Raw genomic sequence first — 12,691 nt, 5'->3', positions numbered from 1 at the left:
CCCGGAACCTGATGGTTCCGGGGATTTTCTTTTATCGAGATTGAGCTCGCAGCATCTTGACAGACTATTCACATTTGTATGACAGTTTTGTCATGCACATGTGAAACATGTGTATCACATCCCTCGTACGGCTCGCTGAGAGCCGTCCCTTGAAAGGTACCCATGAAGAAGCAGAACGTTGCTTTGCTTGTCGGAGCTGCAGTGATGGCTTTGACGTCCTCGCTTGGAGGAGCCGCTGTAGCGTCAGAGTCGACGCCGCAAGTGGCCGCCGCTGAGGTCCAGCCTGTATCGCACACGGTGGACCAGTCGCAGGTGTCCGGATCTGCCGCCTCACCGTTGGCCGACAAGTACACAATCGCCGCACCGTCCAAGAATGGCGGCGCTTCAACGGATTCAGTCATCGGCGCTGATGGCCGAGTCAGGATTACCAACACCACGGCAGCCCCCAACCGTTCCATCGTGCAGATTGAATTCAACGGCGGCTACATCTGCTCCGGTGCCCTGATTTCCGATGACACCGTGCTGACTGCTGGGCACTGCGTGCATGAGGGCGGCACGGGATCGACAGCTGACTACTCCTGGGGCGTCAAAGTTGCTCCGGGGCGGAATGGATCAACCGATCCCTACGGTACCTGCGGCGCCACGCAACTGCTGACGGACCAGCGCTGGATCGACTCCGCGAACACCAACGCAGACTGGGGCGTCATCAAACTCGACTGCACCATCGGCAACACCACAGGCTGGCTTAACTACACCGGTACCACCGCCAGCCTGAATGGCACCAGCACAACGGTGCGCGGCTACCCGGGGGATAAAGCATTCGGCACCATGTGGTCCATGACCGGACCCATAGAGAGCACCACCACGGAGAAGGTCTACTACAAGATGGATACCTATGGTGGCCAGAGTGGTGCCCCCGTCTACAACAGCTCCAACACCATCATGGCCATCCACACCAACGGCGGAAGCTCCAACTCGGGCACCCGCATCACGCCTACGCTGGCGAACTACCTGACGTCGGTGAAATAGCGAGGCTGAGTTAATCCGCCAACGGGTGTTCCCCGCAGCATCTTTATGGCTGCGGGGAACACTTGCTTTGGCGAATAGGAGCCCGCCAGACACAAGCTACAGTTTGCAGGGGCCACAGCTACAAAGGGGGGAGGGTAGATTTAGGTGCAAATGTCCTCGTTTGTGAGCACTTGCGACTGTGCACGGACCACATCGGGAGGGCTGGAGTGCGGACCACCTCCAGAACGAAAGAAACGTAGGGGTCTAAGCACGCCGCGGTCGGGAGCTACATCCGGGCCCGTGAGACGCTCCCTAGCTTATAGCTGAGGGACGAAACCTGTGGTGGACACGTACTGCTCCGCGACACAACGGGCGAGGCGCGCTGGTTTTCTATCGGCTTCAACATTCTCGGTGTTGGTTGCCTGGCTGGTTTTGTGTCAGCCCTCTGCCTGACTTTGATGTCGGTCTTCTTCGAATTGGAACAGTTCTGACCCCAAGTAAACCCATACTGAGGCCCTCTCAGCCAGCATGGAGATTGACGCTGTCTACGGCCACACCTTCAACGGCCGCAGCCTGGGCCGTCAGCGTGCCGTAGGACAAGCCTGAAATGTTGTTTCTGGCAGTATTGCCGAGACTTTCCTGAACGGCGGCAAGGGTGTCGATGTCCTACTCAGGAACGACCCACCTATCCACGCGTTGGAACCGTCAAAGACTCCCGCCGCCGGGGCAGGCTCGAAGGCTTTAGGGTGGGTTCCTGACCGCGGAAGGGTGTCGTCGAAAGACAAAAAGCCGGCTTAGATGTCCGTAATCGGACTTTTCTCTGTACAGAATCCCGCGGGTGGTCGCCTCGGCCGCGTGAGTCTTGCACTTCCTCAAGTTTCGAACTTGTTGGCATTCTGCAATTTTTGGGGCCCGAGAAAAGCTTTCACAGGTGAAAGGCCACTTCTCCATTTAGCGCCTGTCAGGATGGTCTAACACCTGTCGTACGGAACCCGATTTGGGCATAGACACGGGGCGATGGCAGAGTCGTTTGAAGCCTCACAGAAGGGAGAAATCCACCCATAGCTGTTGCGACAGTGGGCTGGGGACTTAGCCGTGAGAGGAGGGCATGATGCAGAATCCGGTGCTTGACCTGCGGAGGCTCGATGAGACGCCCGGCGCAGGAGACGCGCTTGAACTGCTCGGCCGGCTGGCCCTCGAGCGCGCCCTTCGCTACGCCAACCCCGCAGACCGTGAAGAGTTCATTGCAGGGCGGGTGGCCTTGCTGGACTTTGCCGCTGCGCTCCTCGAAGTGGATCCTGCTCGACTCGTTCCTGACTATCACTGTCCGCGGTGCGGCCCCGGCCAGGACCATGGTCGCCCAGGGTTCATGCTCGACGGCGGCCCCGCACCTCTGGCGCTCAGTGCATCCCGGGCGTCGGGCTGGGTACTACTGGCCGGCGTCGTGCATGCTCCCGAAGAACTCCGGCTGGGAGTGGATCTTGAATCGACTGGCAAAGCAACCTTCGAAGGCTTCGACGACGTCGCGCTGACCGCAACCGAGAAACGCTTCCTGTCCACCATCCCGGATCAGGAGCGAGACAGTCAGCGCGCGCGCCTGTGGGCACGCAAAGAGGCGTGGCTGAAGATGACGGGGGAGGGCCTGAGGCGCAACCCCGCAGAGCTGGATGTGCTGGACCTGCCCGGCCTGCGGGATGTCACGGAAAGGGCACTGCCTGACGGTTTGGTAGCCGCCTTGGCACTGGGCTAGCGCGCTGAAGGCAGCGGCGGAAGCGCAGCCTCGTAGAGCCACGGCCGAAGGATCGACGCGGCATCAAAGCCCGGAATGAACGAATCCGCAGCCTCAATGAACGCCTCCGTCGACACTGAGCCATATCGGTTGGTGGCAGTCCAGTGCTGCAGGAAGCCGAAGAACGCCTCATCCCCGGCCGCCATCCGCACAGCATGCACGGCTAGGGCCCCACGTTTATAGACGCGGTCATCGAACATCAGCTCAGGGCCGGGGTCTCCGACCAGCAGGTCCTGCGGCCCGGCGTCGAGCCTTTTCCACGCGGCCGTCGCCCGCGCAGCAACAGTCATGGTCCGGGATTCTTCGGACCACAACCACTCCGCGTAGCAGGCGAACCCTTCATGCAGCCAGATGTCTTTCCAGCTGCTGACGGTCAAGGAGTTTCCAAACCACTGGTGGGAGAGTTCGTGGGCGATCAGGCGCTGGGAATCCCAGGCGTCACGCATGTGGTTCCGGCCAAAGATGGAGACGGTCTGGGCTTCCAGCGGGATTTCCAGTTCGTCTTCAGTCACCACCGAGGTGTAATCGGTGAACGGGTAGGGGCCGAAGCAATCCTCGAACGTCCGCATCATGTCCGGTTGGCGTCGCAGGCCGTGAAGGGCATCCGCGGCCATTTCGGGAGTGACTGCGACGAACTGGGGGACCCGGTGATGGGTGTCGTCCACATGGAGTGGGACCCGCGCGTAGCGACCAATCTGAACAGTAGCCAAGTAGGTGGCCATCGGTTCGGTTTGCTCGTAAACCCACGTTTCCCGGCTGGACTTGCGGGAGTGGGACACCAATTTCCCGTTGCACACCGGCCGGTAGTTGTCGTCGGTGGTCACAGACATGAGGAAACTGGACTTGTAGCGGGGGTGGTCATTGCAAGGGAACCAGGAGGCCGCGCCGTTGGGCTGGCCGGCCACCAGGACGCCATCGTTCAGTTCTTCCCAGCCCACATCGCCCCAAAGGCCGCGGCGCGGCTGGGGGTTGCCGTCGTAGCGGATCTCCAACGAGAACTGCTGGCCAGGCTTCAACGGGGATGCCGGGGAGAGCACGAGGTGTTCTGCCCTGTGGCTGAACTTCTGGAGCTTCTTGCCGTCCAGCTGAACTTTGCTTGCCCTCAGGCCCACCAGGTCCAGGACGATCTGCGGCGTAGCTGCCAAGGCCGTGCATCGCAGGACCGCTTTGCCGATGAGCTTATTGCTGCCCAACCTGACATCGAGCTCCAACTCATAACGGTCCACACGGTAGCTGGTGCTGCCGTGGTCCAGGGTGTAGGGGTCGGCTGGGGTGTGGGTGCTGATGGGTGCGGTCATTGTGTCCCAATCTACTTGAGACGGGGAGCTTGTGCGGACGGGCCTACCCACGGGCTGACAGGGTTGCCCATCCAGTACGTCCCCGCCGGGACGGTTTCGCCCCGCATGACCAACGACGCCGGACCAACAGTACCGCCGTCGCCGATGCTGGCGGCGGGGAGGATCACGCCGTGCGGACCCATGGTGGCTCCGTTACCGAGCGTTACCGTGTCCAGGCTCATGACCCGGTCGTGGAACAGGTGCGTCTGGACAACGCAGCCGCGGTTGACCGTGGAATTCTCTCCAAGTGTCACCAGATCGGCTTCGGGGAGCCAGTAGCTTTCGCACCACGTTCCGCGGCCGATCTTCGCTCCCAGCCCGCGGAGCCACCACACCAAGGCAGGAGTTCCGGCGGCCGATCGGGCGAACCACGGAGCGCTGACCATTTCGATGAACGTATCAACTACTTCATTCCGCCAGATAAACGAGCTCCACAGGGGGTGCTCGCCGGCGCGAATGGTTCCCACCAGCACCCACTTGGCCATGATGGAGCTGAGCGCTGCCACCGCTCCTGCCGCCAGCATCACCACGCCGCCCAGCACTGCCGCGATCCAGTAGCCCCAACCGCGCGCGATCCAGTCCAGGACCAGCATCGCGCCGACGGCGATTGCCACTGTGAGGATGACGGGGATCAGTCGGCAGAGTTCCCAGAGCGCCCTTGCGATTTTGAGCTTGAGGGCCGGGCGGAAGGTGCGGGTCTGGTCAGCATCGACGGCGGTGCGGCGCAGCCTGACGGGCGGACTGCCCAGCCATGAGGTGCCGGACTTTGCCTTGGCCGGCGTGGCAGAGAGCACCGCGACGAGGGAGTTCTTGGGCACGTTCCGTCCCGCGGCCGTCATGCCGGAGTTGCCCAGGAAAGAGCGCTTACCGATCTTGGCCGGGGCGATTTTCATCCAGCCCCCACCAAGTTCATAGGAGGCCACCATGGTGTCGTCGGCCAGGAAGGCGCCGTCGCCGATGGTGGTCATTTTGGGAACAAGGAGCACCGTTGAGGCTTCCACGTTCTTGCCTACCTTGGCGCCAAGGAGCCGCAACCAAAGAGGCGTGAAGAGGCTCGCGTAGACGGGGAAGAGGAGGTCCCTTGCCATGTCCAGGAGGCGTTCGGTGGCCCACACCTGCCAACCGATGCGGCTGCGCACCCGGTAGTAGCCCTCTTTCAGGCCCAGCCCGAGCAGCCTGGCAACAATCAGAATCAATACCAGGTTGCCGAAGAACCACACCAAAGCAGCGAGCGGAACGGCCAGGGCGATCTGTGGAAGGGCTGTTTCCAATGACTCGTGGTCCCGGATGAAAGCCAAGACCACCAGAGCGCCGGCGAACGCGGAAATGTAGGGGATGAGAGCCAGCAAGGCCGAAGCGCTGGCGAAGGCGGAGAACCACAGCCGGTCAATCACAGGCCGCCTGCTGACTGTTTCCGGCCAGTCGTGCTTGGCTTTGCCGCGGCGCTCGGCGGGTGAGCCGGCCGCCAGGTGTCCGGCTTTCACTTTGCCCAGGACGGCGGATCCGGCATCGACGCGGGCACCTGCACCGATGGTGGCTCCGGGCATCAGGGTGCTCCGAGCCCCCACAACTGCACCGGCGCCCACGTGGATCGGGCCGATATGGACGGAGTCACCGTCCACCCACCAGCCCGAAAGGTCAACTTCCGGTTCGATGTTGGCTCCGCTGCCCAAGGACAGCAGGCCGGTGACCGGCGGCAGTGAGTGCAGGTGCACATCCTTGCCGATCTTTGCCCCGAGGGCGCGGGCGTAGTAGGGCACGAATGGGGCGCTGGCCAGGCCAATGGCGCCGGAGAGATCTTGTATCTGCTCAGCAAGCCACAGGCGAAGGTGGGTTTTGCCCGAGCGCGGGTAAGTTCCGGGCCTGATCCTGCCGAGCAGCATGCGGGCGGCGGCCACGGAGATCGCCATCCGACCCAGAGGGCTGACGAAGACCAGCCATGATGCAGCGATCCACCACCATGAAACGACGGGGACGGCTGAAAACCCGGCGAAGTCGGCCAGCAACCTGTTGGCCGCCATGAGGTAGGTGAGCCAGCGCATGCCGACCAGGATGTGGAGGGGTACACCCATCAGCACCTGGAAAATCTGAGACTTCAGCGCCGTAGGCCGCACTGTCCGCTCTGCAGCCGGACCCGGCACCCCGCCGTCGGGAAGTGATTGCCGGGCGGCATCGATCAAAGCGCCGACGCGCGGCGTGGCATAAATGTCCGCCACGGTGATGGTGGGGTATCTGACGCGGAGGGCAGAAACGAGCTGGGCTGCCGCCAAAGAACCGCCACCGTAGGCGAAGAAGTCGGCGTCGAGCGAAGTGACGGGACTTCCGAGGACAGACTCCCACTGCTCGACCACCCAGCGGGCGTCATCGGGCAGGTTCAGCGGCGCGTTCCCGGCTTCGGCAGCGCCGGCTCCAGCCAGGGGCCACGGCAACGCGTGACGGTCGACCTTTCCGCTGGTCTTGGTAGGCAGCGAGTCCACGACGGTCAGCAGGGGGATCAACGCAGCCGGGAGGCTCTCACCCAGCAGTCGGCGGGCCTCGTCCATGGACAAATCATGTCCGTCGGCCAGCGCCAGATACCCGACAAGGATTTGGTTGCCGGCAGCCGTGGTCTGTACAGCTGCTGCCGCGCCGGCGACGCCGGGCAAGGACTGCAGTGCGGCGTCCACTTCGCCCAGTTCGATCCTGCGGCCACCGAGCTTGACCTGTTCATCGGCCCGGCCCATGAAGATCAGGCCTTCGGTTTCGAAGCGCACCAAGTCACCGGATCTATAGGCCCGGTCCCATCCCAGCGTTGCCATGGGGGCGTACTTCTCGGCATCCTTGGCGGGATCAAGGTAGCGGGCCAGACCCACGCCGCCGATGATCAGTTCACCAATTTCGCCTTCAGCGACCGGGACACCCTGAGGATCGACGACGGCGAGGTCCCACCCGTCCAGCGGAAGGCCGATCCGCACGGGGCCGGGTCCGCCCAGGGGAGCGGCACAGGCAACGACCGTCGCTTCGGTGGGTCCGTAGGTATTCCACACCTCGCGGCCATCGACGGCGAGCCTTTCGGCCAGTTCAGGCGGGCATGCCTCTCCACCGAAGATGAGGAGGCGGACGTTTTCCAATGCCTCAGCCGGCCAGAGTGCAGCGAGGGTGGGGACGGTAGAGACCACGGTGATGCCGTGGTTGATAAGCCACGGACCCAAGTCCATGCCTGTTCGAACCAGGGCGCGTGGTGCCGGGACCAGGCAAGCACCGTGCCGCCAGGCCAGCCACATTTCCTCACAGGAAGCGTCGAAGGCTACCGACAGGCCGGCAAGCACCCGGTCCTGGGGCCCAATGGGCTCAGCTTGAAGGAAGATCCGGGCCTCGGCGTCAACGAACGCGGCTGAGGAGCGGTGTTGGACAGCAACGCCCTTGGGAGTACCTGTGGATCCCGAGGTGAAGATGATCCAGGAATCGTCCTCCAATGTGGGAGTGGAGGGCATGGAGAAGGGATCCCGTGCATCGCCGGCAAGCTGGATGTCCAGGCCCGCGGCGATGATGGCACCCACCTTCGCCTCACCAAAAACCAGGCGGGCGCGCTCGTCGGGATCGTCCGCATCCACGGGAACGTAAGCAGCCCCGGCCATAAGAATCCCCAGGATGGCGATGTAGAGATCATTGGTGCCGGAGGGAATCCGCACACCGATCTTGTCGCCGCGGCCCAGGCCGGCAGCGTTGAGCCGCGCAGCAAACACGCCGACGGCCTTGAGCAGTTCCGTGTAGCTCAGCGACTTGTGCCCGTCGTCCAGCGCGGAGGCTTCAGGAAATGACGACGCGGTTGCCGTCAGGATGTCCACGAGGGTGCGCTCGGCGGGCGGGGCGGAGCCTCCCGGAAACTGGGGGCGGAATGTGGTCAAGGCAGGGGTAGGCCCGGCCCCCAATGGATGTTCTGTGCTCACGACGTCAGCTTTCCGCAGAAAGATGAACAAAAGGTGTCTGACGTTTCCTGCGTGTCAGACGTTGTTGCCCTGCTGTTTGCCTGCACGTCACTGGCCGTTGGGAACCGGGCGTGGGCGGCTAGGGAACCAGCAGGACTTTGCCGGTGGTACGGCGGCCTTCAAGGTCCCTGTGTGCCTGGGCTGCTTCCGCGAGTGGATACGTTGCCCCCACCCTGACAGCGAGAGTGCCGTTGGCGGCGGCGTCGAAGATTTCCGCTGAGCGCCACCGGCGTTCCTGGGCGTTCTGGACGAAGTGCGCCATGGTGGGCCTGGTCAGCGTCAGTGAACCGGCCGCATTCAAACGCTGTGGATCGAACGGCGGCACCGGACCGGACGCCGCGCCGAAGAGCACCATGGCTCCGCGGATGCGAAGGCTTTTCAGGGAGTCGTCAAAGGTGTCCTTGCCGACACCGTCGTACACCACGTTGACGCCTTCGCCGTCGGTCAGTTCGCGCACCTTGTCGGCAAATCCGTCGTAGCGCAGTACCTCGTCGGCGCCGGCGAGAGCGGACAGCCGGGCCTTCTCATCCGAGGACACGGTAGTGATTACCCGGGCTCCGCGGGCCTTCAGCATCTGGGTCAGCAGCAGGCCAACCCCGCCGGCTCCGGCGTGCAGGAGGACGGTGTGCCCCGGCTCCACGCGGAAGGAAGAATTCATCAAGTAGTGGGCAGTGATTCCCTGCAGTGGCAGGGCGGCAGCTGCATGGTCGTCGACGCCGTCAGGAACCGGGAGCGCCTTACCCGCCTCAATGAGGGCGTACTCGGCATAGGTCCTGGTTCCCTCGGCCGTGGCCACGCGGTCGCCGACGGAGAATTCCTCGACGCCTTCGCCCACAGCCTCGACGGTGCCGGCCGCTTCAGCGCCGGGAGTGAAGGGGTACTCCACTGTGTAGATGCCGCTGCGCTGATAGGTCTCAATGAAGTTGACCCCGGCAGCTGCGACCTTGATCAGCAGCTGGCCGGGGCCAGGCGTTGGTGGTTCCACGGAGGCGAACTCGAGGACCTCAGGTCCTCCGGGCTGCTGTGCAACGATGGCGTGCGTCATGGTGGCTCCTTACTCCGGGACGGTCCTTCCGGTGCCCGGTTTCAGATTCCATCCTAGGGAAGTTGGGGCTTCCCTTGTGGAACGCCTAAAAGCGTCCGTGCGTCGAAGCCACCGGGCAGTCGAAGCCGCGGCCTGCTGCCAGGCCTACGTCATTCAGGTATCGGACCACGATGCCGTAGGACTGCATCAGCGTGGTTTCGGTGTAGGGAATGGAGTGTTTGGCGCAGAACTCGCGCACAATCTTTGTGGCCTTGTACAGGTGGGGGCGGGCCATGTCCGGGAACAAGTGGTGTTCCACCTGCCGGTTAAGTCCACCCAGGAGGAAGTCCATGAAGAGGCCGCCGGAGATATTCCGTGAGGTCAGGATCTGGCGGTTGAGGAAGTCCACGCGACTGTCCTTGGGGAGGACGGGCATGCCCTTGTGGTTCGGGGCGAACGAGGCACCCATGTAAAAGCCGTAGACCATGATCTGCACGCCCAGGAAGGCGAACGCCATTCCGATGGGAAGGAAAGTGAAAGCCAGGACCGGGAGGGCGGCAAGCCTTGCGACGAGGATGGGCGTTTCTACCCAGCGGTGACGTACTTTTTGCTTGCCGAAGACAAAGCGAAGGGAGTCAAACTGCAGGCTCAAGCCGAGGAGCGTCAGGAGCGGGAAGAAGAACCAGCCCTGCTTCTTGGTGAGGAAAGCCAGGCGGCCCTTACGCTCGGCTGCAGCATCTTCGTAGAAAACCAAGGCGTTGTTCCGGATGTCCGGATCCTTGGAGATGACGTTGGGGTGGTTATGGTGGGCTCCATGCTTCTGTTCCCACCAGGAATAGCTGATGCCGGCCACGCCGGTGGCCAGGAGGCGGGCTGACCAATCGTTGGCGCGTCGTGACGCGAAGATCTGCTTGTGCCCGGCTTCGTGGGCAAGGAAGCTCAGCTGCGTGCACAGGATGCCGACGGCAGCGGCTATCAGGAGCTGGTACCACGACTCGCCGATCAGGGCGAAGCCGAGCCAGGTACCTGCCATGAGGAGCACCAGGGCCACGAAGACCCAGATGTAAAAGCCGCTCCGGCGTTCGAGGAGTCCCGCGGCTTTGACGCTCTTGAGGAGCTCAGAGTAGCTCTGGACGACGGGATTGGGTTGAATTGCGCGAGCCTTGGGACGCTCAGCGGTGGACGTGGGTGACATAAATGTGCCCCGTATCGCTAACGGGCAACGCTGCAGCCGACGTTCGGACTGCACGGTCTGGATCACCCTCCACTAAGCATACGTGCAATCTCCTAAATAATGAGACGCATCACAAACGCATGTATAAATATCGGCATCTATGAATATTCTTGCTGTACAGTGGAGTCATGACTATTTCAGTTGCCGTCTCCGGTGCCAGCGGCTACGCCGGAGGAGAAGTGCTGCGCCTGCTGGCGGGCCACCCGAACGTCACCATTGGCGCCATCACCGCGCACAGCAACGCCGGTTCCAGACTAGGGGAGTTGCAGCCGCATCTCCACGGTTTGGCCAGTCGGATTCTCGAAGACACCACAGTGGAGAACCTTTCAGGCCACGACGTCGTGTTCCTGGCTCTTCCGCACGGGGCCTCTGCTGAGATTGCCGCGCAACTGCCGGAAGGAACAATAGTTATCGACGCCGGAGCGGACCACCGCTTGCAGGATGCCGCGGCGTGGGAAAAGTTCTACGGTTCCGCCCACGCCGGAACATGGCCGTACGGGCTGCCTGAGTTGCCGGGCCAACGGGAAATACTCAAGGGTGCTACCCGCATCGCCGTGCCCGGCTGCTACCCGACGTCGGCCCTGCTCGCCTTGACGCCCGGTTTCACCAACAACCTCCTTTTGACGGACGACGTCGTGATTGTGTCCGCGTCAGGTACCTCCGGTGCCGGCAAAGCGGCCAAGGTCAACCTCATCGGCGCTGAGGTCATGGGCTCGATGAGCCCTTACGGGGTGGGCGGTGGCCACCGGCACACCCCGGAGATCGAACAGGGTCTGTCCAACGCCGCCGGTGAGCCGGTGACGGTTTCGTTCACGCCGACGCTCGTCCCGATGAGCCGCGGCATCCTCACCACCGCTACAGCCAAGGTTGGCCACGGTGTTACTGGGACTGAGCTCCGCCAAGCCTGGGCAGATGCCTACGACGACGAGCCGTTCGTGCACCTTCTGCCGGAAGGCCAATGGCCCACCACCAAATCGGTGCAGGCTTCCAACCACGCCGTCATGCAGTTGGCCTTCGACCCGCACACGGGCCGCGTGATCGTGACGTGCGCTATCGACAACCTCACCAAGGGGACCGCCGGCGGAGCCGTGCAGTCCATGAACATTGCCCTCGGCCTGGACGAAACAGCCGGCCTGAACCTGCAGGGAGTTGCACCGTGACCATTACCGCACCCAAGGGATTCCGCGCCGCAGGCATCAAAGCCGGCATCAAAGCATCCGGCAACCCGGACCTGGCGCTGGTAGTCAACGACGGCCCGTCCAAGGCCGCCGCAGCCGTCTTCACCTCCAACCGCGTCGCCGCCGCACCCGTTCACTGGTCACGCCAGGTAGTCAGCGATGGCCGGGTGGATGCCGTCGTCTTGAACTCCGGCGGCGCCAACGCGTGCACTGGGCCGCAAGGTTTCCAGAACACGCATTCGACAGCCGAGAAAGTGGCGGAGGTGTTGGGAGTCTCAGCTTCCGACGTCGTGGTGTGTTCTACCGGCCTGATCGGTGAGCAGTTGCCCATGGACAAGATCATCCCGGGTGTGGACGCGGCCGTAGCCGAACTGTCCGAAGATGGCGGATCCGCTGCCGCCACTGCCATCATGACCACGGACAGCGTGTCCAAGGAAGCCGTCTTCACGGGTACGGACGCCGAAGGCAAGCAGTTCACCGTAGGCGGCATCGCCAAGGGTGCCGGCATGTTGGCCCCGGGCCTGGCCACCATGCTGGTAGTCCTCACTACGGACGCCGAGGTTCCCGCGGACGAGCTGGACGTCGTCCTCCGCGACGCCACGCGTGTCACCTTTGACCGGACGGACTCGGACGGCTGCATGTCCACCAACGACACTGTGGTGCTGCTGGCGTCGGGCGCGTCCGAGGCCCTGCCGTCGGCCGAGCAACTCAGCGAAGCCGTCACCCAGGTCTGCGCCGAACTGGCACGCAAGCTCATTGGTGACGCTGAAGGCGCCAGCCACGACATCGCCATCCGTACGTTCAATGCAGCCAGTGAACGCGATGCCGAAATCGTGAGCCGGGCAGTTGCCCGCTCCAACCTCTTCAAGGCAGCCATCTTCGGCAAGGACCCCAACTGGGGCCGTGTGCTCTCCGCTGTTGGGACCACGGATGCCGTGTTCGAAGCGGATCAGCTCAACGTCGCCATGAACGGTGTGCAGATCTGCCGCAACGGCGCCATCGGCGATGACCGTAACCTGGTGGACCTGGAGCCACGCGAAGTACTCGTCGACATTGACCTGCAAGCCGGCGATGCCGAGGCAACCATCTGGACCAACGACCTCACGCATGACTACGTGCATGAGAACAGCGCCTACTCGAGCTGAGCCGATGA

General features: G+C 63.1%; 8 protein-coding genes. 4 read left to right on the top strand and 4 right to left on the bottom strand.

The window, feature by feature from the left end:
• Positions 1-162: 162 nt before the first annotated feature.
• Entirely contained in the window at positions 163-1,029 is an 867-nt protein-coding gene (locus tag QF015_RS17465; protein ID WP_429390298.1) for a trypsin-like serine peptidase, read from the top strand.
• Between the two features lie 1,087 nt (positions 1,030-2,116).
• Complete coding sequence (locus QF015_RS17460) at positions 2,117-2,758, top strand: 4'-phosphopantetheinyl transferase family protein (RefSeq protein WP_429390297.1); 642 nt, start codon at positions 2,117-2,119, stop codon at positions 2,756-2,758.
• Here QF015_RS17460 and QF015_RS17455 read toward each other — a convergent pair.
• The 4 genes from QF015_RS17455 to QF015_RS17440 all read right to left on the bottom strand — a co-directional run bounded on the left by QF015_RS17455 (position 2,755) and on the right by QF015_RS17440 (position 10,321).
• On the bottom strand, positions 2,755-4,095 hold the full coding sequence (locus QF015_RS17455; protein ID WP_429390296.1) for a M1 family metallopeptidase: 1,341 nt from the start codon (positions 4,093-4,095) through the stop codon (positions 2,755-2,757). The two genes, QF015_RS17460 and QF015_RS17455, sit on opposite strands and share 4 nt — an antisense overlap.
• Positions 4,096-4,106: 11 nt before the next feature.
• The gene (locus QF015_RS17450; protein WP_429390295.1) at positions 4,107-8,063 is read right to left on the bottom strand and encodes a Pls/PosA family non-ribosomal peptide synthetase; all 3,957 of its coding nucleotides are present in this window, start codon (positions 8,061-8,063) and stop codon (positions 4,107-4,109) included.
• Between the two features lie 118 nt (positions 8,064-8,181).
• Positions 8,182-9,147, bottom strand: coding sequence for a quinone oxidoreductase family protein (locus tag QF015_RS17445; protein ID WP_310201125.1), 966 nt, complete (start codon positions 9,145-9,147; stop codon positions 8,182-8,184).
• Positions 9,148-9,232: 85 nt separating this feature from the next.
• Complete coding sequence (locus QF015_RS17440) at positions 9,233-10,321, bottom strand: fatty acid desaturase family protein (protein ID WP_310201123.1); 1,089 nt, start codon at positions 10,319-10,321, stop codon at positions 9,233-9,235.
• 167 nt (positions 10,322-10,488) lie between these two features.
• Here QF015_RS17440 and argC point away from each other — a divergent pair, with 167 nt between their 5' ends.
• Both argC and argJ read left to right on the top strand, forming a co-directional pair.
• Complete coding sequence (gene argC / locus QF015_RS17435) at positions 10,489-11,520, top strand: N-acetyl-gamma-glutamyl-phosphate reductase (RefSeq protein ID WP_310201121.1); 1,032 nt, start codon at positions 10,489-10,491, stop codon at positions 11,518-11,520.
• Positions 11,517-12,683 carry a bifunctional glutamate N-acetyltransferase/amino-acid acetyltransferase ArgJ gene (gene argJ / locus QF015_RS17430; protein WP_429390294.1) on the top strand — a complete coding sequence of 389 codons (1,167 nt, stop codon included), beginning with the start codon at positions 11,517-11,519 and terminating at the stop codon, positions 12,681-12,683. Before argC ends, argJ begins: the two co-directional genes overlap by 4 nt.
• Positions 12,684-12,691: the final 8 nt, after the last annotated feature.

It is taken from the genome of Paenarthrobacter sp. TE4293, from assembly GCF_050435325.1.
Classification (GTDB): domain Bacteria; phylum Actinomycetota; class Actinomycetes; order Actinomycetales; family Micrococcaceae; genus Arthrobacter; species Arthrobacter nitroguajacolicus_C.
This window is presented reverse-complemented; position numbering and strand designations above follow the sequence as displayed.

Excerpts from the sequence above, each read along its gene's own strand:
- QF015_RS17465 (WP_429390298.1), top strand. The coding sequence starts at position 163 with ATGAAGAAGCAGAACGTTGCTTTGCTTGTCGGAGCTGCAGTGATGGCT.
- QF015_RS17460 (WP_429390297.1), top strand. The coding sequence starts at position 2,117 with ATGATGCAGAATCCGGTGCTTGACCTGCGGAGGCTCGATGAGACGCCC.
- QF015_RS17455 (WP_429390296.1), bottom strand. The coding sequence starts at position 4,095 with ATGACCGCACCCATCAGCACCCACACCCCAGCCGACCCCTACACCCTG.
- QF015_RS17445 (WP_310201125.1), bottom strand. The coding sequence starts at position 9,147 with ATGACGCACGCCATCGTTGCACAGCAGCCCGGAGGACCTGAGGTCCTC.
- QF015_RS17440 (WP_310201123.1), bottom strand. The coding sequence starts at position 10,321 with ATGTCACCCACGTCCACCGCTGAGCGTCCCAAGGCTCGCGCAATTCAA.
- argC (WP_310201121.1), top strand. The coding sequence starts at position 10,489 with ATGACTATTTCAGTTGCCGTCTCCGGTGCCAGCGGCTACGCCGGAGGA.